22 protein-coding genes are annotated in these 20,903 nt (G+C 73.5%); 6 read left to right on the top strand and 16 right to left on the bottom strand.

All coding sequences use genetic code 11. From position 1 onward, the window contains the following. Positions 1–9: 9 nt before the first annotated feature. Complete coding sequence (locus ACFWJB_RS21700; RefSeq protein ID WP_386924116.1) at positions 10–447, bottom strand: DUF2000 family protein; 438 nt, start codon at positions 445–447, stop codon at positions 10–12. 49 nt (positions 448–496) lie between these two features. Between ACFWJB_RS21700 and ACFWJB_RS21695 the strand changes: the two genes are divergently transcribed. Beyond that, entirely contained in the window at positions 497–1,300 is an 804-nt protein-coding gene (locus tag ACFWJB_RS21695) for an AraC family transcriptional regulator (RefSeq protein WP_386924114.1), read from the top strand. Positions 1,301–1,307: 7 nt separating this feature from the next. Here the strand turns inward: ACFWJB_RS21695 and ACFWJB_RS21690 are convergent, their stop codons facing one another. The 3 genes from ACFWJB_RS21690 to ACFWJB_RS21680 all read right to left on the bottom strand — a co-directional run bounded on the left by ACFWJB_RS21690 (position 1,308) and on the right by ACFWJB_RS21680 (position 3,869). Further along, the gene (locus ACFWJB_RS21690) at positions 1,308–1,808 is read right to left on the bottom strand and encodes a YbjN domain-containing protein (protein WP_385458165.1); all 501 of its coding nucleotides are present in this window, start codon (positions 1,806–1,808) and stop codon (positions 1,308–1,310) included. Next, positions 1,801–3,138: a D-inositol-3-phosphate glycosyltransferase gene (mshA, locus tag ACFWJB_RS21685; RefSeq protein WP_385458163.1), complete on the bottom strand. Its 1,338-nt coding sequence runs from the start codon at positions 3,136–3,138 to the stop codon at positions 1,801–1,803. The genes ACFWJB_RS21690 and mshA overlap by 8 nt, the downstream gene beginning before the upstream one ends. A 209-nt stretch (positions 3,139–3,347) precedes the next feature. Further along, positions 3,348–3,869 (bottom strand): TetR/AcrR family transcriptional regulator, encoded by a 522-nt coding sequence (locus ACFWJB_RS21680; RefSeq protein WP_385458161.1) that lies wholly within the window; start codon positions 3,867–3,869, stop codon positions 3,348–3,350. A gap of 128 nt (positions 3,870–3,997) precedes the next feature. On the opposite strand from ACFWJB_RS21680, the gene ACFWJB_RS21675 reads away from it, so the two are divergent. The 3 genes from ACFWJB_RS21675 to ACFWJB_RS21665 all read left to right on the top strand — a co-directional run bounded on the left by ACFWJB_RS21675 (position 3,998) and on the right by ACFWJB_RS21665 (position 7,792). Next, the gene (locus tag ACFWJB_RS21675; protein WP_385458159.1) at positions 3,998–4,810 is read left to right on the top strand and encodes a class I SAM-dependent methyltransferase; all 813 of its coding nucleotides are present in this window, start codon (positions 3,998–4,000) and stop codon (positions 4,808–4,810) included. Between the two features lie 232 nt (positions 4,811–5,042). After that, positions 5,043–6,146 (top strand): NlpC/P60 family protein, encoded by a 1,104-nt coding sequence (locus ACFWJB_RS21670; RefSeq protein ID WP_386924110.1) that lies wholly within the window; start codon positions 5,043–5,045, stop codon positions 6,144–6,146. Between the two features lie 269 nt (positions 6,147–6,415). Next, positions 6,416–7,792, top strand: a complete 1,377-nt coding sequence (locus tag ACFWJB_RS21665) for a PP2C family protein-serine/threonine phosphatase (protein ID WP_385458155.1) — start codon at positions 6,416–6,418, stop codon at positions 7,790–7,792. A gap of 24 nt (positions 7,793–7,816) precedes the next feature. Here the strand turns inward: ACFWJB_RS21665 and ACFWJB_RS21660 are convergent, their stop codons facing one another. The 9 genes from ACFWJB_RS21660 to ACFWJB_RS21620 form a co-directional block, all read right to left on the bottom strand. After that, the gene (locus ACFWJB_RS21660) at positions 7,817–8,152 is read right to left on the bottom strand and encodes a DUF2516 family protein (protein ID WP_385458153.1); all 336 of its coding nucleotides are present in this window, start codon (positions 8,150–8,152) and stop codon (positions 7,817–7,819) included. 107 nt (positions 8,153–8,259) lie between these two features. Further along, on the bottom strand, positions 8,260–8,877 hold the full coding sequence (locus ACFWJB_RS21655) for a hypothetical protein (protein ID WP_385458151.1): 618 nt from the start codon (positions 8,875–8,877) through the stop codon (positions 8,260–8,262). 74 nt (positions 8,878–8,951) lie between these two features. Then, entirely contained in the window at positions 8,952–9,431 is a 480-nt protein-coding gene (locus ACFWJB_RS21650) for a helix-turn-helix domain-containing protein (RefSeq protein ID WP_386924107.1), read from the bottom strand. A gap of 72 nt (positions 9,432–9,503) precedes the next feature. Further along, positions 9,504–10,796 (bottom strand): phosphatase PAP2 family protein, encoded by a 1,293-nt coding sequence (locus ACFWJB_RS21645; protein WP_386924105.1) that lies wholly within the window; start codon positions 10,794–10,796, stop codon positions 9,504–9,506. A gap of 200 nt (positions 10,797–10,996) precedes the next feature. Beyond that, complete coding sequence (locus ACFWJB_RS21640) at positions 10,997–13,069, bottom strand: HelD family protein (protein WP_386924103.1); 2,073 nt, start codon at positions 13,067–13,069, stop codon at positions 10,997–10,999. Positions 13,070–13,125: 56 nt separating this feature from the next. After that, positions 13,126–13,731, bottom strand: coding sequence for a TetR/AcrR family transcriptional regulator (locus tag ACFWJB_RS21635; RefSeq protein WP_386924101.1), 606 nt, complete (start codon positions 13,729–13,731; stop codon positions 13,126–13,128). A gap of 104 nt (positions 13,732–13,835) precedes the next feature. Further along, complete coding sequence (locus tag ACFWJB_RS21630) at positions 13,836–14,960, bottom strand: phosphotransferase family protein (RefSeq protein WP_386924099.1); 1,125 nt, start codon at positions 14,958–14,960, stop codon at positions 13,836–13,838. 69 nt (positions 14,961–15,029) lie between these two features. Continuing rightward, complete coding sequence (locus tag ACFWJB_RS21625; protein WP_385458141.1) at positions 15,030–15,779, bottom strand: HAD family hydrolase; 750 nt, start codon at positions 15,777–15,779, stop codon at positions 15,030–15,032. Then, entirely contained in the window at positions 15,779–16,654 is an 876-nt protein-coding gene (locus ACFWJB_RS21620; protein WP_385458205.1) for a GntR family transcriptional regulator, read from the bottom strand. Before ACFWJB_RS21620 ends, ACFWJB_RS21625 begins: the two co-directional genes overlap by 1 nt. 150 nt (positions 16,655–16,804) lie before the next feature. On the opposite strand from ACFWJB_RS21620, the gene ACFWJB_RS21615 reads away from it, so the two are divergent. Next, on the top strand, positions 16,805–16,993 hold the full coding sequence (locus ACFWJB_RS21615; protein WP_385458139.1) for a hypothetical protein: 189 nt from the start codon (positions 16,805–16,807) through the stop codon (positions 16,991–16,993). A 48-nt stretch (positions 16,994–17,041) separates the two neighbouring features. On the opposite strand, the gene ACFWJB_RS21610 is transcribed toward ACFWJB_RS21615, so the two are convergent. Next, positions 17,042–17,953 carry a winged helix-turn-helix domain-containing protein gene (locus ACFWJB_RS21610; RefSeq protein ID WP_385458204.1) on the bottom strand — a complete coding sequence of 304 codons (912 nt, stop codon included), beginning with the start codon at positions 17,951–17,953 and terminating at the stop codon, positions 17,042–17,044. A 189-nt stretch (positions 17,954–18,142) separates the two neighbouring features. Here ACFWJB_RS21610 and ACFWJB_RS21605 point away from each other — a divergent pair, with 189 nt between their 5' ends. Then, positions 18,143–18,328, top strand: coding sequence for a hypothetical protein (locus ACFWJB_RS21605; RefSeq protein ID WP_385458137.1), 186 nt, complete (start codon positions 18,143–18,145; stop codon positions 18,326–18,328). Positions 18,329–18,477: 149 nt separating this feature from the next. Here ACFWJB_RS21605 and ACFWJB_RS21600 read toward each other — a convergent pair whose 3' ends face one another. After that, the gene (locus tag ACFWJB_RS21600) at positions 18,478–19,734 is read right to left on the bottom strand and encodes a GNAT family N-acetyltransferase (protein WP_385458135.1); all 1,257 of its coding nucleotides are present in this window, start codon (positions 19,732–19,734) and stop codon (positions 18,478–18,480) included. Positions 19,735–19,895: 161 nt separating this feature from the next. Further along, positions 19,896–20,879 carry an asparaginase gene (locus ACFWJB_RS21595; protein WP_385458133.1) on the bottom strand — a complete coding sequence of 328 codons (984 nt, stop codon included), beginning with the start codon at positions 20,877–20,879 and terminating at the stop codon, positions 19,896–19,898. Between the last annotated feature and the right edge of the window lie 24 nt (positions 20,880–20,903).

Genomic DNA, 20,903 nt, shown 5'->3' with positions numbered 1-20,903 from the left:
CGCCGTCCGTCACGGGTGCATCCGCGCCCCCTTCAGCACCTTGTCCACCGCGTTCCTCGGGCCGTACACCGCCAGTCCGACGAGGTCCAGCCCGGCGGTCGCCACGGCCCGGACCGCCGCCCGGTTGTCACGGTCGTTGCCGGTGCCGAAGAGGTCGGAGGTGAACACCGCCCGGGGCAGGGCGCGGGACAGCGCCCGCGTGCGGGCCTGGGTCAGCGTCTCCTTGGTGCCCTCGAAGACCAGCACCGGCTGCCGGAACATCGGCAGGTAGGCGGTCCCGTCGGCGTCCTCGTAGGGCTCGCCGATCACCTCGGGGACCTGGGTGCCCAGGCCGCTGACCAGGAAGGCGGTGACGTTGAGGCGCTGCCAGGTCTCCAGGTCCTCGCGGAGCAGGACGGCGATCTTGGTGTCGAAGCGGACGGGGCTCTCGGTGGCGTGCGTGCTCATACCGTGAGACTGCCGGTCGCCGCCCGGCCCGGTCTTGTACGTTTTTTGCATGGCCGACCAGCGGAAGGTCTCCGCCTGGCGTCCCCGGGTGCCGGGCGTCGTCGAGGTCTTCCACGCCCACTACACCGAGTACAGCTACCCGATGCACGTCCACGACGCCTGGACACTGCTCATCGTGGACGACGGGGCCGTGCGCTACGACCTGGACCGGCACGAGCACGGCACGCCGCACGACACGGTGTCGCTGCTGCCCCCGCACGTGCCGCACAACGGCTCCCCCGCCACCGCGGACGGCTTCCGCAAGCGCGTCCTGTACCTGGACGCCTCCCGGCTCGGCGAGGAGCTGATCGGGCGCGCGGTCGACGCCCCCGACCTGCGTGACCCGGTGCTGCGGCGGCGGGTCGGGCAGGTGCACGCGGCGCTGGCCCGGCCCGGTGACGAGCTGGAGGCCGAGAGCAGGCTGACGCTGATCGGGGAGCGGCTGCACGCCCACCTGCGGCCCCGGGGCGCGCCCCTCGCCCCGCGGCCCGACCCGGTCCTCGCCCGCCGGCTGCGCGAGCTGCTGGACGAGCGGGTCGTCGAGGGCGTCGGGCTGGAGGAGGCCGGCGGGCTCGTGTCCGCCCATCCCGCGCACCTGGTGCGGGCGTTCGGCGCGGCGTACGGCATCGCCCCGCACCAGTACCTGATGTCCCGTCGGGTGGACCTGGCCCGGCGGCTGCTCCTCGAGGGACGCGCGCCGGCCGACGTGGCGGGCGCCACCGGGTTCTACGACCAGGCCCATCTGACCCGGCACTTCAAGAGGCTGGTGGGGGTCACGCCGGGGCGCTACCGCACCGGAGCGCGGGGGCGCTGACCGGGCGTCAGTCCCCGGGGCGCTCGATCAGGTGCTGGAACGCCTCCAGGTTCCGCGTCGACTCCCCGCGCGAGGTCCGCCACGCGTACTCCTTGCGGATCGCGGACGCGAAGCCCAGCTCCAGCAGGGAGTTGAAGGCACCGTCGGCGGCCTCCAGGACCTGTCCGAGGAGGCGGTCGACCTCGTCGGCGGTGACGGCGGCCAGCGGGAGCTTGGCGGTGACGTAGACGTCGCCGAGGCGGTCGACGGCGTAACTCACCCCGTACAGCTTGAGGTTGCGCTCCAGCAGCCAGCGGTGGACGGCGGGCTCGTTCTCGTCGGGGTGGCGTACGACGAAGGCGTTGAGGGAGAGGGAGTGCCGGCCGACGAGGAAGGAGACCGTGGTCGACAGTTTGCGGGTGCCGGGGAGCTTCACGACGTAGTTGCCGGGCTCGGGGCTCTCCCACTCCAGCTCGGCGTCCTTCAGGGCGCCTTCGAGGGTCCGCGCTGCCTTCTGTGCCTCAGCCATGGTGGGAGCGTACGCGACGGCGGTGGGACTGGACCGCGGCCGTGTACACGTCGGCCGTGGCCGCGGCGGCGCTGTCCCAGCCGAAGGACTGGGCGTGCCGGGCGGCGGCGTCGCCCATGCGGGGGACGAGGTCCGGCCGGTCGGCGAAGTCGCGCAGCACGCGCGCGTAGGCGGCGGGGTCGTGACCCTGGACGAGCCGGCCGGTGTGCCCGTCGCGCACGGCGACCGGGAGGCCGCCGACCGCCGCGGCGAGCACGGGCGTACCGGCCGCCTGGGCCTCGATGGCGACCAGGCCGAAGGACTCGCTGTAGGACGGCATGACCAGCACGGACGCGGCCCGGAACCAGTCGGCGAGCTGCTCCTGCCCGACCGGCGGGCGGAAGAGCACGACGTCGGCGATGCCTAGCCGCGCGGCGAGCTTCTGCAGGCCCTCCGGCTTGGCGAGGCCGCTGCCGCTGGGGCCGCCGACGACGGGGACGACGATGCGGGAGCGCAGCTCGGGGCGTTCGTCCAGGAGGACGGCGACGGCGCGCAGCAGGATGTCGGGGGCCTTCAGCGGCTGTATGCGGCCGGCGAAGAGCGGGATCAGCGCGTCCTGCGGCAGGCCGAGGCGGGCGCGGGCGGCGGCGCGGCCGTCGGCCGGGCGGAACCGCTCGAGGTTGACGCCGGGGTGGACGACGGCGACCTTCGCGCGGTCGGCGGAGTAGTGCCGGACGAGTTCGTCCGCCTCCTCGGCCGTGTTGGCGATCAGCCGGTCGGAGGCGGCGACGATCTGGGTCTCGCCGATGACGCGGGCGGCCGGTTCCGGGGTGTCGCCGTCGGCCAGGCTGGCGTTCTTGACCTTGGCCATGGTGTGCATGGCGTGCACCAGGGGGGCGCCCCAGCGCTGGGCGGCGAGCCAGCCGACGTGGCCGGAGAGCCAGTAGTGCGAGTGCACGAGGTCGTAGTAGCCGGGGCGGTGCCCGGCCCAGGCCTGCATCACGCCGTGGGTGAAGGCGCACAGCTGGGCCGGCAGCTCCTCCTTGGCGAGCCCCTCGTAGGGGCCGGCGTCGACGTGCCGGACGAGGACGCCGGGGGCCAGTTCGACGGCGGGCGGGAGGGCGGCCGTGGTCGCGCGCGTGAAGATCTCGACCTCGATGTTGATCGCGGCGAGGCGCTGGGCGAGCTCCACGATGTAGACGTTCATGCCGCCGGCGTCGCCCGTGCCGGGCTGGTGGAGCGGTGAGGTGTGCACGGAGAGCATGGCGACGCGGCGGGGCCTGCGGTGCAGCCGCAGCCGCGGGGGTGCCGCCGGTGAGCGACGCCCGAGCCTGCTGACGTACTGGCTCACGAGCCGATCCTCCTCGCTGCGGGCATGCCGGTCGGAGGACACGCGCCGCCCTCCACCGTGGGGGAACACCGGATGCCTGCGCTCCATTTCCGGTTTCGCGCCCTTTGCCGAATCATTACCGGCTTTCGCTCAACCGTTCGAGGACTGTGCGCGTACGGGCTCGCGCGCACGGAAGCCCCCGGAGCACGGGGAGGAACCGCTAGACACCCCTAGGGGCGCAGCGACCGTACGCCCTTCTCCCACGCCGGTGTCAGGTCCGCCCCGGGGGGAAACCGGCCGTGGATCTCCAGGACCACCATCCCGTGGGCGAACGCCCAGAACGCGCGCGCCAGGTCCCCGTCCCCGCCGCAGACCCGCAGCACCGGGGCGGCGGTCCGGTCCTCGAGGCCGGTCGGCAGGGACGCGCGGGGCAGGGGCCGTTCGTTGGCCAGGCAGTACAGGTAGGGGTGCGCGAGCGCGTAGGCCCGGTACGCCCGCGCCAGCTCCTCCGGCGAGCCGGGGTCCCGCTCCTCGGCGGCCTCGAACGCCTCGGCGGCCTCGGTGAGGAACTGGACGACCAGCTCGACCTCGACGGCCTTCTTGTCCGGGAAGTGCTTGTAGAGGGAGGGGGCCTTGATGCCGAGCCGGTCGGCGAGCGCCCGCAGGGTGAGCGCGGCGGGGCCGGCCTCCTCCAGCAGGGCGCGTGCGGCCGCGACGATCTCACGGGCCCGTGGGGACAGGCGGTCGGTCACGCGGAGGCCCTCCTTGGTGCGCGGTCCATGGACCGCACCGTAAGGCTAACGCCGTTAGCCGTCAAGCGGCGGCCCACGCCCCCGGCTCGGGGACAGCATGCTCCGCCCGGCCGCATACCCTCGTACGCATGACAGCCCGCGCCACCTCCCGCCCCGTGGGCACGGTCACGCGCGGCACGACGAATCCGAACCGGCTGCGCCGCATGGACCGCTGGATCGCCGCCGCGCACGGGGCCGAACTGCGCCGGGCCGCCGATCCCGTCGCCGTCGACCTCGGCTACGGCGCGGCCCCCTGGACCGCCGTCGAGCTGCTGCACCGCCTGCGCACGGTCGCACCGCACACGCGCGTGGTGGGCGTCGAGATCGATCCGGCGCGGGTGGCGGCGGCCGAGCCGTACGCGCGCGAGGGACTCGTCTTCCGGCACGGCGGCTTCGAGGTCCCGGTGCCCCGGCCGCCGCTGCTGATCCGCGCGGCGAACGTGCTGCGCCAGTACGACGAGGGCGAGGTCGCCGCCGTCTGGCAGCGGCTGTGCGCGCGGCTCGCGCCGGCGTCGGCGCACTCCCGCGGCGGGCTCCTGGTCGAGGGCACCTGCGACGAGATCGGCCGACGGCACGTATGGGTCGCGCTCGGCCCCGAAGGGCCGCGCACGGTCACCTTCGCGACCCGGCTCGCCTCGCTCGACCGCCCCTCCGACCTGGCCGAACGGCTGCCCAAGGCGCTCATCCACCGCAACGTCCCCGGCGAGCCGGTGCACGCCTTCCTGCGCGACTTCGACCGCGCCTGGGCCGCCGCGGCGCCCTACGCCTCCTACGGCGCCCGCCAGCGCTGGATGCGGGCGGTGCGGGACCTGGGCGTCGACTGGCCGGTGACGGACGGTCCGGCGCGGTGGCGGCAGGGCGAGGTGACGGTGCGCTGGGAGGCGCTGGCCCCCCGCGGCTGAGGGGTGAGCCGTGTCACGGGAACGATCTTCGTGCGGCGTTCGTCACACAGCGGGAAAGGCGCCCGCGCGGGAGACGGCGGGGGGAGGCGGCAGGGGGAGGCGGCCGGAGCAAGCGGGGGGAAGCCCTCCACAACCCCCGGAAGTATCCCCTCTGTCGCTTTCCGCGCCGGCATGGCACGATCCCTCGAGCGACCGTAAGTTACTGACGGTAAATCAGATGTGGGGGCGAGGTATGCGTACGGGGAAGCGTGGCTTGACGACCGCCGCCGTGACCGTGGTCTGCGCGGTCACCGTGCTGGCCGCCCCGGGCACGGCCTTCGCGGCCCCGGACCCCACCCCGTCACCGACCGCCTCCTCGACGGCCCCGCCCACGCCGGCCCCCGGCAAGGACCTGGAGGCCGTACGCAAGAAGCTCGACTCGCTCTACCGCTCGGCGGCCTCGGCCACGGACGAGTACAACGCCGCCGAGGAGAAGGCGCGGCAGCAGTCCGCCGAGCTCGTCGAACTGGCGAAGAAGATCGTCGAGGGCCAGGCCGAGCTGGACCGCCTCAAGGACCGCGCGGGTGCCGCGGCCCGCGCCCAGTACCGCACCGGCGGGCTGTCCGACGAGGCCAGGCTGGTACTGAGCGAGGACCCCGAGGAGTTCCTCGACGGCACCGGCCGGGTGATGCAGGGCCAGCGCGCCACCAAGGGCCTGCTCGGCGAGCTGGCCCGCGCCCAGGAGGACCTGAAGGCCTACCAGGCGGACGCCTCCGCCCAGTGGAGGCGGCTGGAGGCCAACCGCAAGGCGAAGGCCGCCGCCCAGAAGAAGATCGAGAAGCAGATCGCGGAGGCCGAGAAGCTCGAGTCCGAGCTGGAGCAGGAGGAGAAGGAGCGCCTCGCCCGGCTGGAACGGCTGGCCCAGGAGAAGGCCCAGGCCGCCTGGCTCGGCTCCGGCGTCGTCCAGGACCTCGACGCCTCCGCGACCGAGCAGGGCAGGAAGGCCGTGGAGTACGCCACCGCCCAGATCGGCAAGCCGTACCAGTGGGGCGCCGAGGGCCCGAAGGCGTACGACTGCTCCGGCCTGACCTCGCAGGCGTGGGTGGCCGCCGGGCAGGCGATTCCGCGCACCTCGCAGCAGCAGTGGCAGCAGCTCAGGCACGTCGACATCAAGGACATGCGCCCCGGCGACCTGATCATCTACTTCGACGACGCCAGCCACGTCGGGATGTACGTCGGCGACGGCAAGGTCGTCCACGCCCCGCGCCCCGGCCGCACGGTGACCATCACGGGCGCGGGCACGATGCCGATCCTCGGCGTGGTGCGGCCGGACACGGCGGCCGCGCCCGCGCGGTGACGCGGACCACGGGGCCCGCGCCCGGGGCGTGACACCGCCCACGTGACCCAGTCCACGCCGGACGCCCGCCCCGCGTGACGTTCGTCATCCCCGCACCGCGGTCGACGTGTCCAACTGCGCCACGTAACGCGGCATATGACAATGGCCGATGGCCGTCCGACGTGTGGTGGACCATTCCGCAGCGGCGCCGTCACCCGCTATGGTCCCCGTCGGTGGGTCGAGGTCCCTCGCCCCACCATGCCCTCGGGGGGAGGGAAGGAACCCAGACGATGCCCGTACCCGTACCGCGGCAGAGGGCGATCCCGGCCGTGGAGTGCGGTCAGGCGCCCGCCGCGTCCCCGCGGAGCGGCCGCTCCCAGGAGCAGGCCCCGCCCGGGACGAACCCGGCCGAGAACCCCACCGACCGGCGCGAGAACCCGACGGAGAAGCGCGAGAAGACCACGGACCAGCGAGAGAGCACCACTCCGACGAACCTGACGCTGCTGCTGATCGAGGACGATCCGGGCGGCTCGCCGATCGTGCCGGACCTGCTCGACCAGTCCGGCAAGCCGATCCGCGTCCGCACGGCCCGCAACCTCACCGAGGCCGAGCGGCTGCTGACCGACGACGTCCACTGCATCCTGCTGGACCTCGCGCTGCCCGCCCCGGCACGGACGGGTGACGGCGAGGACGACGACGAGCTGGCGGTGCTCAAGCACGTGCTGGAGCTGGCACCCCGGCACGCGGTGCTCGCGCTCACCTCCTCCAGCGACGCCGAGCGCGGCGCGGAGGCGGTGGCGGTCGGCGCGCAGGACTACCTGTTCCGCGACGAGCTGGACGGCCGGCTGCTGAGCCGGGCCATCCGCTACGCCGTCGAGCGCAAGCGGTCCGACTCGGCGGAGCGGCGCCTGGCCGAGGGCCGGCTGCGCGCGCAGGAGAACGCGCGCCTGGAGCGCGGCCTGCTGCCGACGCCCCTGCTCGAGGGCTCCCCGCTGCGCTTCGCCGCCCGTTACCGGCCGGGCCGTTCGCGCGCCCTGCTGGGCGGCGACTTCTACGACGTGGTCCGCACCCCGGACGGCACCGTGCACGCCATGATCGGGGACGTCTGCGGGCACGGCCCGGACGAGGCGGCGCTCGGCGTGGAGCTGCGGATCGCCTGGCGCGCGCTGACGCTGGCGGGACTCTGCGGTGACCAGCTGCTCGGCACGCTCCAGCAGGTGCTGGAGCACGAGCGCTCGGACGACGAGATCTTCGCGACCCTGTGCACCGTGGACATCGCGCCGGACGGCCGCCGCGCCGGCCTGTGCCTGGCCGGGCACCCGGCGCCCCTGGTCGCCGGCCCCGGCCTGCCCGCGCGTCTGCTGCCGTACGACAACAACGGCCCGGCGCTCGGACTGCTGCCGGGCGCCCGCTGGCCGCGCATGCAGGTGGAACTGGGCGCCGAGTGGAGCCTGATGCTCTACACCGACGGTCTGATCGAGGGCCACATCGGCGAGGGGCGCGAACGGCTCGGCCAGGACGGCATGGTGGAGATGGTCCGCCGCCGCTTCGCGGACGGGCTGCGCGGCGAGGAACTGCTGCAGACGGCGGTGAACGAGGTCCGCGACCTCAACGGCGGCGAGCTGACGGACGACGTGGCCGTCCTGCTGCTGGACCGGATTCCCTGACCGCCCCGCGGGGCGGCACGGGGGTCAGCGCCCGCCGTTCCACGGTCCGTACGGGCCGTCGCTGCTGGAGCCGCGGCGGCTGTTGCGGCCGCCGCCCGGCAGGCCGCGCAGCACGGGCCGTACGTCGACCATGTACACGATCGTCGCGATGAGGCCGATGATCGGGAGGAACGACAGGATCGGGAAGAGCAGGTTCACCACGAACGCCAGCCCGAGGACGATCAGCCAGAACGGCTTGGTCTTCTTGTCGGCCGCGCGGTAGGCGTCCTCCCGGCGCGTGGCGGCGTCGATCAACGCGAAGCCGCTGAAAACGATCAGGGCGATGCTCAGCAGCCACATGAAGCCTGCGAACCCCTGCATCAGCACAACGTCCACCACCAGACTCGGGTCGTCTCTACGCGGTCACCGTACCCGGAGAACGGGCCGGGCACCCCAAGGGTGCCCGGCCCGCGTGTGCTTCCGCTCTCCTACTTGGCGGGCGGCGTCGTCTTCTTGGCGGTGACGGGGGTGACGGTGGCGGGGGTGGGCTTCTTCGCCGGAGCCTTGCGGGCGGCCGGAGCGGTCTTCTTCGCCGCGGCCGGCTTGTCCTCCGTGACCGTGACGGGCTCGCGCTTCGGCTCGACGGCCACGGCCACCTCCTCCACGCCCTCGGCGATGTCCTCGATGCCGTCGGCGGCCTGGCCCCGCCAGGTGCGCACGGCCTGCTCACCGTGCTCGGCGACCTTCTCGTAGGTCTCCCGGGCCTTGACGGCGTACTCGGCGGCGACGCCGACACCGCGCAGCGCGAGGTCCTGGGCGGTCTCGCCGAGCTTCTTGAAGTCGGCGTCGAGGGAACCGAGGAGCTCGTTGACCTTGGTCTGGAGGGTGCCCTGCGTCTCCTTGACGCGGGCCGTCGCCTTCTCCTGGACGGCCTTGGGGTCGGTGTTGCGCACGGCCTCGATGCGCGCCGGCGCCTCGGTGCGCAGCTGCTCGACCAGCACCGGCACCTTCTTGGCCTGCTGGAAGGCCAGGTCGGCGGTACCGGCGGCGAAGTAGAGGGGGGTGGGGTCGCTGAAGGTCTTGCGCAGGTCGTCGGTGATGGCCATGGTGCTGGTCCTCCCGGAATGCGTGGCTGAGGGTTGGGTGGTGGTCCCGCGCCCGGCCGGCTGCTCGCTCCTGCTCAGCCTGCCGTCTGCCGCGGGGCGGCGTCGCTGCCGCTCGGACGGGGGTGGCGGCCGGGTATGGAGCCGCCACCGCCGGGGCCGCCCTCGGCGGCGTCGCCGGCGGCTTCGCCCGGGGTGTCGTCGGTCCCGAACCCGTTCTCCTTGCGGAAGGACTCGTAGATCTGGAGCAGCACTTGCTTCTGCCGCTCGTTCAGCGTCGGATCGGCGAGGACGACCGCACGCGTCTCCACATCGACCCGGTCCCGTTCCGCGTCCAGGATCCCGGCGCGCACGTACAGCGTCTCGGCGGAGATGCGCAGCGCCTTGGCGACCTGCTGGAGCACCTCCGCGCTCGGCTTGCGCAGCCCGCGCTCGATCTGGCTCAGGTACGGATTCGACACCCCCGCGGCCTCGGCGAGCTGCCGCAGCGACAGCTGCGCGTTGCGCCGCTGCTCGCGCAGGTACTCACCGAGATTGCCGACGTTGAGCGAAGCCATGACTCCACCATGCACCAGCGTGCTAACTATTGCAAGCGAGTGCTTGCAGGAGTGTTTCCGTCGTGGGCCGGCTCACACCAGCTCGGGCTGGGGGCGGGCCGGCGGTGCCGGTGCCGGCGCGGCGCCGGTGTCCCACAGTCTGGTGGTCCGCAGGTACCCGTGGACCACCGACGCCATCGCGAGCAGCAGCAGCGGCCCGGCCGCCCACGGACGCGCGGCCATCTCCACGGGCAGGTACCGGTACGCGAGCAGCAGGGCGGCGAAGACCGCCGTGCCGTGGGCGACCAGCCGGATCCCCGGCCAGTCGAGACCGCGGTCGAACGTGCGCAGCGCCGCCTCGACCGTGTACGCGAACACCACGCCGGCCACCAGGTCCACGCCGTAGTGGTAGCCGAATCCGAGGGTCGCGGAGAGCGTGGCGACCAGCCAGGCCGTGCCCGCCCACCGCAGGGCGCGCGGGGCCGTGCGGGAGTGGATGAAGATCACGACGGACCAGGCCGTGTGCAGGCTGGGCATGCAGTTGCGCGGGGTGAACTCGTCGTACGGCATGTGCTGCGGGGCGCCGGCCGACGGCAGCGTGTGCGGCCACAGGTGGGCCAGCGCCCATTCCCCGCCGCCGGTGCCCCAGGCGCCGTCGCCGTAGGCGAAGATCGGCCCGACCACCGGGAAGACCATGTAGACGGCCGGTCCCAGCAGGCCGACGGCCAGGAAGGTGCGCACCAGGTGGTGGCGCGGGAACCGGCGCTCGGCCGCCACCCCGCGCAGTTGCCAGACGGCGATGACGACCGCGGCCACGGGGAGCATGACGTAGACGAAGTCGAGGACGTGGTGGCCGACCGGCCCGGTGGCCTCGACGATCCGGCCGGCCACCCACGACGGGTTGCCCAGCGCGTGGTCGGCGCTCGCCAGGTACTGGTCGAGCACCATGGGGCGGGTCTTCGACGTGATGAGCAGCCAGGTGTCGCCGGTCTTGCGGCCGGCCACCAGCAGCAGCCCCAGCCCGACGCCCTTCAGCAGCAGGACGCGTTCCCGCCCGGTGCGGCGGGTGAGGGCGAGGACCGCGTGGCCCAGGATCACCCACAGCGCGCCGTTGCCGTAGTTCACCTCGGCGCCGGCCGCCCACCGCACCAGGACGAGGACGACGTCGATGCCGACCGCGACGCCGGCCGCGACGAACCTCTGGCGCCAGGTGAGCACCACCATCATCAGCGCCATGCTGGCGTACAGCAGCGGCCCGGAGGCCGGGGCGAAGACCACCTCGCGCGCCTGGTTGGTGATCGGCCCCGGCACACCGTAGTGGCGGGCGGCGATCTCCAGCGCGACCATGAACCCGAGGACCGCCACCGCCGCCGCGGTCCACAGCATCACCCGTGGCCCGCGCCACGCGGCGAACGTTCTTCTGACGCTTATTCGCGACAACAGGCGCGACGCTGCAGGTATCAATTTTTGGCCGATGTGTGAGGTATAGGCGGTTAACATCACTCGAACGAGTGATGGGCGGTCATCGTAAGTTCGGACATGCTAGCGAATCGGATGTGGGGTACGTCGACGGCTTCCGGCCGTGCTCAGAACGGCAGGGGCCGCGAGTGCACCACGTCAAGCCGGGACACCGCCCGGGTCAGCACGACGTACAGCCGGTGCGCGCCGCGTTCCTCGGCCTCGGCGATCGCCGCCGGTTCGACGGCGACGACGTGGTCGTACTCCAGGCCCTTGACGAGGCTCGCCGGGACCACGGACACCGGGGCGCCGAGTTCGTCCGGGCCCGCCGCGGCGATGCCGGCCGCGTCGAGGGCGGCCCGCACCCGGTCCACGTCGGCGTCGGCGGCGACGACCCCGACGGACCCCTCCCGGGCCAGGGCCTGCCGGACGGCGTCGGCGACCTCGTCCGGCACCCCGTCGGGCGCGGCCGGACGCAGCGTCAGTTCGCCGTCCTCGCGTAGGGAGCGGGCCTCGGGCACGTCCACGTCGAGCCGGGAGAGCAGCCGGTTGGTGAGGCCGACGACCGCCCGCGGCACCCGGAATCCGGTGGTCAGCGGCACCACGGCCGCGTCCGGCCGGCCCAGGTGGGCCAGGAGTTCCGGCCACGACCGCGCCGCCCACGGGGTGGTGCCCTGGGCCAGGTCGCCGAGGACGGTGAGCGAGCCGAAGGCCGCACGCCGCGCGATGGCCCGGCACTCCATCGGGGACAGGTCCTGGGCCTCGTCGACGACGATGTGGCCGTAGCCCTCGGGGTGTTCGAGGAGCCCGGCGGCCTCGTCCAGGAGGACCAGGTCGGCGGCCGACCAGCGCGCCGACCGCCACGACCGGGCCGCCCCCGCCGTGCGGCACAGCGCCCGCTGCTCGTCGGCGTCCAGCAGCCCCTCGGCGGCCCGCGCCAGTTCCTCCGGGTCGCCGAGCAGCCGGGCGACGACCTCCTCCGGCCGCACCCTCGGCCAGACGGCGTCGAGGTACGCACCGACCGGCCGGGCCCGTTCCGTCCGGCGGACCCAGGCGCCGCCGCGCGGCCCGCTGCGCCGTTCGGCCAGGTCCTGGACGTACCGCACGATCCGGGACCGCACCCGCTCGCGCCCGACGGCGTACGGCGGCTGCTCCTGGCGTACGTCCGTCACGATCCGCGCGAGCACGTCGCCCGGCACCCGCCAGCGGTACGAACCGTCCGGCACGGTGAGGGACTCGGCGGCGTCGGCGGCCACGCGCGCGTACAGGGCGCGGCGCACTACCTCGGCCATGCGGACGTCGTGCTTGACGGCGGCGGCGCGCTCGCCGTCACGGGAGGTGACCGGGTGCCGGGCGATCTCCCGGGGGAGCGTGGACTGCCGCACGCCGGTCTCGCCGAGCGCGGGCAGCACCTCGGCGATGTAGGAGAGGAAGGTGGGGTTGGGGCCGAGGATCAGCAGGCCGTCGCGCCGGATGCGCCGCGGGTGCGTGTAGAGCAGGTAGGCGGCCCGGTGCAGGCCGACGGCGGTCTTGCCGGTGCCGGGGGCGCCCTGCACGCAGATCGAGGCGGTCAGTCCGGCACGGACCAAATCGTCCTGCTCGGGCTGGATGGTGGCGGCGATGTCCCGCATGGGCCCGACGCGGGGCCGTTCGATCTCGCGGGCGACGATGCCGCTCGGGCCGGACTCCCCGCGGCCGAGGTGCTCGTCCTCCAGCCCGGTGAGGTCGGTCGAGTCCCCGCGGCTGCCGGGTGCCCAGCCGAAGCGGCGGCGGACGGCGACGCCCCGCGGTTCGCGGGCGGTGGCCTGGTAGAAGGCGCGGGCGACGGGGGCGCGCCAGTCGACGACGAGCGGCGGCGCGGCGACGTCCTCGGTGATCCGCAGCCGGCCGATGTGCAGGGTCCGGACCTCATCACCTTCGCCGCCCTCATCGCCTTCGCCGCCCTCGCCGCCCGCTTCGCCGGCGAGGTCGAGCCGCCCGAAGAACAGCGGCCCCTCGGGCAGTTCACCCAGGGCCTTCGACCGGCTGCGCAGCCGGTGGCCGAGGACCTCGGCGTCCGCGCCGGAGGCGGAGACGTCCTCGCCGGTGACGACGTGCTCCCTGGCTCCGTCGACCATGGCGGCCAGGGCCGTCCGGCAGTGCTCGTGGTGGGCGCGTTCGCGGGCGAGGGCATGCCGGAGGGCGGGGTCGGGTGAGGTCATGGCGGCGAGCGTAACCGAGAAAGCGTAACTCGGTTAAATTAATTACCCGGTTTCGATCAGGCGAGGTGCGGCAGACCCGCCGCCAGCCGCCCGAACGCGCGCTCCGCCGCCGCCACGGCGTCCGCCCGCACGTCCGCCACCCGCTCCCCGGCCTCGATCCGCCGCCAGTTCTCCTGGGCGAGGACCCGCTGCACGGCGATGATCTGCCCGGCGGCCAGCCTGGCGTCCAGGTCGCCGCCGAGGGCCACGGCGAGCGCGGCCTCCGACCGTTCCAGGTGGCCGTGGAGCCGGGCCACCAGGGCGGGGGTGCCGTAGAGCAGCCGGTGGAAGGCGAGCACCTCGGGCCGGTCGTCGAGGCCGGTCACCGGGTCCGACCGCTCCAGCCCCGCCAGGAAGTGCCGCCGCAGCGCGGTGAGCGGCGCGGGCCCCTCCCCCGCCACCCGGGCCGCCTCGCCCTCGTGATCGGCGATGCGGTGCAGGACGAGGTCCTCCTTCGCCGGGAAGTACCGGAAGAGCGTCGGCTTGGAGATCTCGGCCGCGGCGGCCACCTCCGCGACGGACACCGCGTCGAACCCCTTCTCCAGGAAGAGCCCGACGGCGATGTCCGACAGCCGCTGGAACATCCGCTGCCGCTTGCGCTCACGCAGGCCGATCTCGCTCATGGCGCGAGCCTACGCACCGCTCCCGCCGGGCACGGCAAGCGGCTCCAGCGCACCCATGCTGCCCGGTGCCGGTGCCGGTGCCGGGAGGAAGAGGGGGCTCGGGGCTACGCGGGCCGCCGGGCCGGGCCCGAGGGGGCGCCGTCCGGCCGGCCGTGCGCGCCGTGCCACGCCCGCAGCGCGGCCAGGACCTGTTCCCGGCCCGGTACGTCGACCAGCCGGAGCGGCTCACGGGCCAGCCGTGTCGCACGCCGGACACGGTCGGCGGCCGCGCCGAAGTGCTCCGCGGACGCGTCGGCGGGCAGGCCGATCGCCGCGCGCATGACGTCCGGGAAGACGGACTGCGCGTGCTCGAACGCCAGGTAGACGGGAAGGTCGTCGTCCAGCCCGGCGGTCAGCTCCGCGAGCCCCGCCTCCTCCATCGCCCCGGCCCACAGCTCCGTCATGCGGACCTGGTCGTGCTTCTCGTACCCCATGCGGACGAGGTGCGTCGCGAGGTCGTGCAGGGGGTCACCGAATATCGCCAGTTCCCAGTCGATCACCGTCAGCCGCTTGCCCCGCAGCACCGTGTTGGCGCGGTGGACGTCCGTGTGCAGCAGCCGGAACGGCCTGGCCGCCCGGCAGCGGTGGTGCGCGGCGAACCGGGCCATCGCGTCCCGGGGGACGCCGACCGCGTCGAAGAGCGTGCCGAAGCGGTCCCGGTTGGGGAGGTGCACCCGCTCCTCGGTGAAGCGGACGAGCCACTCCAGGAAGCCCTGGGTGTCGCCGTCCTCGGGCCAGTCGCCGGGGCGGGGCGGCAGTTCCGCGACGGGGACCCGCGCGGTCCTGACGAAGAACGCGGCGAACTCACGCATGAGCGTCTCGTCCGCGCCCCCGGTCCCGTCGGGCCGGATCTCGCTGAGGGCCCGGCCCGTCCGGTACCGGTGCACGGAGCGGTCGCCGAGGTCGGCGAGGCACGCCGGCACCTCGCGCAGGTGCCGGCACACGACGCGGAGCACCTCCGACTCCCGCGGCCAGATGCGCGGCACGACCTCGACGGTCGTCAGCGGGACGCGGTACTTGAACCGGGTGAACGGCACCGCGCCCAGCAGCAGCGCCAGCACCGGCCCGGCGCGCAGCACGTAGTTGGTGTTGTGGTGTCCCCGCAGCACCTCGCCCCTGCCGCGGAGCCTGCGGGACTCCACGAAATGGCGCACAAGCGCCTTGTGCGCTCGGTGGGGCAGACGGTGCATGGCCGGAGAGTAACGCCTCCGGCCCGTCACCGGCGGACGCGTCCGAGGGGTGTCCGCCGAACGCCGGAGTCAGCCGTCGGACGTCCCGCCGGTGCGGAGCAGTGCCAGCAGCGGTTCGAAGGAGCCGACGACGGTGACCGCGCCGGCGTCCCGCAGGGACTTCTCCTTGCGTTCGTCGCGGGCGTAGCCGAGGAACGGGACCCGGGCCCGCTGGGCCGCCTCGCAGTCCGAGGGCGAGTCGCCGATGAACAGGGAGGCGGACGGAGCGGCCCCCATCGCGCCGAGCGCCCGGACGAGGGTGTGCGGGTCGGGCTTGAGGAGCCTCAGCTCCCGGGTGCGGCCGTAGATGTGCGGGGCGAAGCACGGCAGCAGGCTCCGGCCGGTCAGGTAGGCGCGCACCGCTCCGGGGGCGTTGTTGGTGGCGACGGCCAGCCCGACGCCGACGGCCGTCCAGGTCCGGATCAGCGGATCGGCGTAGGCGGTCGGCATGGCGGAGGCGGTGGCCCGCAGTTCCTCCTGGGTGAGGCGTTCCTCCAGTTCCGCCACCAGGTCGCTGTCGGGGTGCCGGCGGTCGACCGCGCGCAGGACGGCGTGCGGATCCGCCGACTCCCTCTCCTCCTCGGTCAGCAGGCCGCGCAGCCCGCGCCGTTCGAGCCAGTCGACGAGGCCGGCCGCCACCCGCTCCGCCGTGTGCCCGGCGAACAGCCGGCAGATCGGCCCGTCGAAGTCCCAGAGCACGAAGCGGGCGCCGCGCACCACCCGTCCGAGGTTCTCCGTGTCCGCCGCCACCCGCTCCGTCTGCTTCGTATCAGAGGTCACTAGGAGAGTGTCATGTCCGTGGTGATGGTTTCCCAGAGGGCGTCGAACCACTTCTGTGATTCCTTCACGAAGACCTCGTCCCGCTGTCCCGTGCGCTTCAGGAAGGAGAACAGCAGCGACTGGGAGCCGAGGGCGTCGTACATCTCCAGCGTCCGGCTCTCGTACTCCTCCTCGCGCCGGGTGAGCATGTAGTAGCCGAGGAGCGCCTCCTCCCCGTTGAGCAGGTACAGCTTCATCGGCGGGGTGAAGGGCAGCGCGCGGAAGTCGATGCGCACGTCGACCCGGTGGGTGGAGCGCACGGCGTACAGGTTGTGCTGGAGGACGCGGGCCTGGGCGTTGCGCATCTGCAGCCAGCGCGTGTGCACCGGGTCGTCCTCCTCGTCCGCGACCAGGACGGGGAAGGCCAGTTCGATGTGCCGCGACGGCATCAGCACGCGGAAGGCGATCGACTCCGGGCGGATACGGCCCTCGTGGATCAGCCGCAGCGGCTCGCTGAGCGCCAGCATCAGCGTCTCCGACGTGTGACAGACGACGTCCACCCGCACGTGGGGCACCGAGAACGCCTCCGCCAGCCGGGGACCGAGCGCCACCATCGTGGGCAGCGGTTCGCCCCGGGCGGGAGGGGGCTCGGCGATGCGGGGCGGGCTGCCCTTGCTGACGTTGGTGAGCAGGCCGTCCTCCTGGAGGGCCCGCAGTGCCTGGCGGACGGTGCCGCGCTCGACCTTGAACTCGTCGGCCAGCTCGGCCTGGGTGGGCAGGCGCTCGCCCGCCCTGAGCTCACCCCCGCGGATCCGTTCCCGCAGGATGTCGGCGATCTCCTGGGACGAGAGCCTTCTGCTGCCGTTCACGGACACGTTCTCCTGAGTCACGACCAGACGCTACAACTCCGACCTACCTAACGGGAGTTGTTTGAAACTTGTTTATAACTAGTAGCCAAGTGGGGACAACATAGGCAGAGTTGGTTGCCAACTTACTCAAGTTGGCGGAGGTTTTGGTCCCGAAGCTTCCGAAGGGGGAAAACGACCATGCCCGTCCTCGCTCTCGTCTCCGCGGTCTTCGTCGTCGCCTTCGAGCAGATCGTCCAATGGAAGTACGGCGCCACCGGTGTCGTCGGCCTTCTCCTGCTCACCATAGGCATCAAGGCCAAGAGCCCGTCCCTCAGCTCCGCCGGCGCGGTGGTGCTGGCCCTGCTGGTCGCGGGGCCCGCCCTGTGAGGGGCCGGCCCCCGGATCCGCACGGGGGACACCGGACGTGGGAGGCGGTCAGTCCGTGAGCACCAGCTCCGAACTGATCGTCTCCCACAGTGCGTCGAACCACAGCTGCGACTGCCGCACGAATGCCGTGTCACGCCGGCCGGCCCCCTGCTCGAAGGCGAACAGGGTGGAGCGGGTGCCCTCGGCGTCGTACATCTGCATCCGCTCGTCACCGACCTGCCGTTCGTGCCGGTCGAGCGTGTAGTAGGCGAAGAGCGCCTCCTCGCCGTTGAGCAGGTACAGCTTCACCGGCGGGGTGAAGGGCAGCGCGCGGAACGAGACGCTCACGTCGATGCCGTGCGTGGCGCGCAGCGACCGCAGGTTGTGCTGGAGCACCTGCCCCTGGGCGTTGCGCATGGACAGCCACCGCTCGTGCACCGCGCCCTCGTCGCCGCCGCCCGCCACCGGTACCGGGAAGGCCAGGTCGATGCCGCGGCCGGGCAGCAGGACCCGGACGTCGACCTTGGCCGGTTTCCGTCGCCCGGTGTGGATCTGGCGCAGCGCCTCGCCGATGGCGAGCGTGAGGGAGACCGCGGTCAGGCACAGCGCGTCGATCCTGACGTGCGGGGCCGCGAAGGCGTCCGCGATCCGCGGGGCGAGGGCCACCGTGGTGGGCATGGGCAGCGCATGAGGGCCGGTCAGGGCCGCTCCGGGGTCGGGCGCGACGGTCGCCGGGCTCCCCTTGGACACATTGGTGAGCAGCTGCTCCGACTGCAGGATGCGCAGGGCCTGACGGACGGTGCCGCGCTCCACACCGAACTCGTCCGCCAACTGCGCCTGGGTGGGCATGCGCTGCCCCGACTGCAACGTCCCCGACCTGATCCGGGCGCGCAGTTCGTCGGCCACCTCGCGGTGCGTCCGCGCAGGCTCCTGCGGCTTCTTCCGACCGTTGACGACGACGTGATCCCGTTCCACGACCAAACAGTACAACTTCCCGCCATCTTTGGGCAGTTCGCGGGAAGGTGGTTATGCGTCGCCCCCAAGCGGAGATAACTTCAGAGAAGTTGGCTGCCAACTTGGGCAACGTGGTCCTCCCCTTCCAAGGGTTGGTCACCACGCTGACAGCAGAAGGGACCCGTCCCGCCCGGGACGGCCCGAAGGGGGATCGCCATGCCGTTCGTCGCCATCGTCGTCGCCGCTCTGGCCATCGGGTTCGAGCAGCTGGTGCAGTGGAGGTACGGGCCGATGGGAATCATCGCGTTCGTCGCCCTGTCCATCGGCATCAAGGCGAAGAACACCGCCGTCGGCGGTGTGGGCGCGGTGATCCTCGTGATGCTGCTCGCCCAGTCCGGCTGAGCAGGCGTATCGCCGGCCGGGCTCCCGTTCCGGAGGGGAGCCAGGAGCCCGGACAGCGGTCCGTACCACCGCACGACAACCACAACCGAACAGCGTGCGCCCGCTACGGACGGCGCGCGCCCACCCGTCGCCGGCAGAAGGGAGCGGGGTCAGAACAGGTCCGGGCACCAAGGCCGCCTGGACGTACGCAGCAGGGCGTCGGCCAGCCGGGCGGCGCCCGCTCGCTCTTCCCGGACCCGGCCGAGCGCCGCCAGCCGCACGGCCGACTCGTCACCCAGCCACAGCGCCGCCAGCTCGGCGACGTCGAGCACCAGCTCGGCGCTCTCCGTGGTCGGCGTGCAGGACGCCCCGTTCCCTGAGGCCTCCAGCCGCCACCGCCCACCGGTCAGCCCGTCCCGGTCCACGACCTCCAGCACCAGCGACCCCTCGGCGCCGTACGTACGCGCCTCCAGCGCCCGTACGACGTCCAGGATCCGCACCCACAGCCAGTCCGCCTGCGTGAGGATCCTGGCCGCGCGCGGGTCCGGCAGGAGGTGCGGGAGCAGGTCGTCGGGGGCCCGCCAGCCGCTCTTCACGGTCGTGATCCAGTCGATCGAGCACAGGTACCGCCACAGCGCCCGCTCGGCGGCCGGCGTCACGCCGAGCAGCCAGTCGACGGTCGCCGTGTTCAGCGGCTGCTTGGCGTCGCCCCACGTGTCGTCCGCCCGGTAGCAGACCATGCCCTCGACCTCGCCGCCCGCCGAGCGGTACACGGCGTAGAAGGGCTCGGTCCACGGGGTGCCCCGCATGTTCACCACACCGGTGCGCAGCTGCCACCACAGGTCGGTCCGGCTCACCGCGCCCGGCTGCGTCCGGCGCAGCCGCTCGTGCAGCTCGGGGCCCAACTTGCGGACGTCCTCGCCGTCCACGAGGTCGATCCGGCCGCCGTCCTCCGGGGCGGCCCAGCGCGGGTCGAGACCGGCCCGGGGCACGTCGACCGTCCACTCGGTCATGGTGGTGGCGGGGCCGAAGCCGTAGCGGCCGTAGATCCGGTACTCCGCCGCGATCAGCGTCGCGACGACGTCTCCGCGTTCCTTCGCCGCCGCCAGGTCCTGCGCCATCATGCGGGTGAGCAGGCCGCGCCGGCGGTGGGTCGGGCTGACGGTGACGTTGGAGACGGCGTCGGCGCGGACGGGCGCCCCGCCGACGGCGGTGATCTCCTGGTCGAAGGACCGGAAGGTCGCCACGCAGCGGTCGCCGTCGAAGGCGCCGAGGAGCCGTCCGGGGACGAACTCGTGGCGGCGGGCCTCCAGCTGCTCCGCGGAGACGGCGGGCGGCTGGAGGAACCCGGTGCTCATGGCCCGGCTCCAGTCGGAGAGCTCGGCCTCGGATATGGGACGTACGTCGATGTCGGTGCGGCGGGTCATGCGCTCACGGTAGGTCGGCGACCGCACCGGCGTCGCGGGTATTTGCCCCGCCCCGCACGGGCCGGCGCCCCGGACGGCCCCCGGGAGGCCGGCCGTGGCGTCCGGCGTCTCCCGGCCGCCCGCCGGCCTCGTGCGCCCCCCGGCCCCGTGCGCCCCCGGCCTCAGAAGGCCGCGCGGATCTCCCCCACCTCGTGGCCGCCGCCCAGCAGCGGGGCGCGGCCGATGCGGTCCACCACCGGGGCGTCCACGCCCAGCAGCGTCAGCGCGCGGGCCAGCACCGGGCCCAGCGCCCGGCTCGCCCCGTCCTCGACCTTGAAGGCCAGCGCGCGGCCGTCCGGCAGGGCCACCGCCTGGACGGCCTCCGCGCCCATCTTGGAGAGCGTGCCGGGCACCTCGTGCATCAGCCAGGTGTCGGCGCGGCGGGTACCGGCGACGTACTCGGGGTGGGCGCGCATCGCGTCGGCGACCCGTCGCTCGGCGGTGCCGGGCTCGGCACCCACGAAGGCGCGGAAGGCGCGGGCCAGCCCCACCAGGCTGATCGCCATCAGCGGCGCCCCGCACCCGTCCGTGCCGACCGCGGCGACCGGCTCGCCCGCCGCGTCCTCCACCACCCGGTGGATGAGGCGCTGGAGCGGGTGGTCCGCGTCCAGGTAGGTCTCCAGGGGCCAGCCGCGCTGGGCGCAGACGGCCAGCATCGCGGTGTGCTTGCCGGAGCAGTTCATGGTGATCCGGTCGGGCCCGGCGCCCGAGGCCAGGTACGTGTCGCGCTCCTCCGGGTCCAGCGGCAGGTCGGGCGGGCACTGGAGCAGGGCCGGGTCGAGACCGTGCTCGTCGAGCATCTTGCGGACCAGGTCGCGGTGGAAGGGCTCCCCGGAGTGGCTGGCGGCGGCCAGCGCGAGCCGCTCCCCCGAGAGGTCCAGGCCGGCCCGCAGCACGCCCGCCGCCTGCATCGGCTTGTTGGAGGAGCGCGGGAAGACCGGCGCCGTCACGTCCCCGAGCGCCAGCTCCACGGCTCCGTCGGCGGCCAGGACGACCAGACTGCCCCGGTGCCGCCCCTCGACGAAGCCGGACCGGACGACCTCGGCGAGGACGGGCGGTGCGGCGGGCGAGAGGGCGGACGTGGGTGCGGACGGGGACGCGGGCATCGGCGGTGGCCTTCCGAACGGGTG

It is taken from the genome of Streptomyces sp. NPDC127100, from assembly GCF_042724095.1.
In the GTDB taxonomy this organism is placed as follows: domain Bacteria; phylum Actinomycetota; class Actinomycetes; order Streptomycetales; family Streptomycetaceae; genus Streptomyces.
Note: the sequence above shows the minus strand (reverse complement) of the source record. Positions and strands in the feature narration are given on the sequence as shown.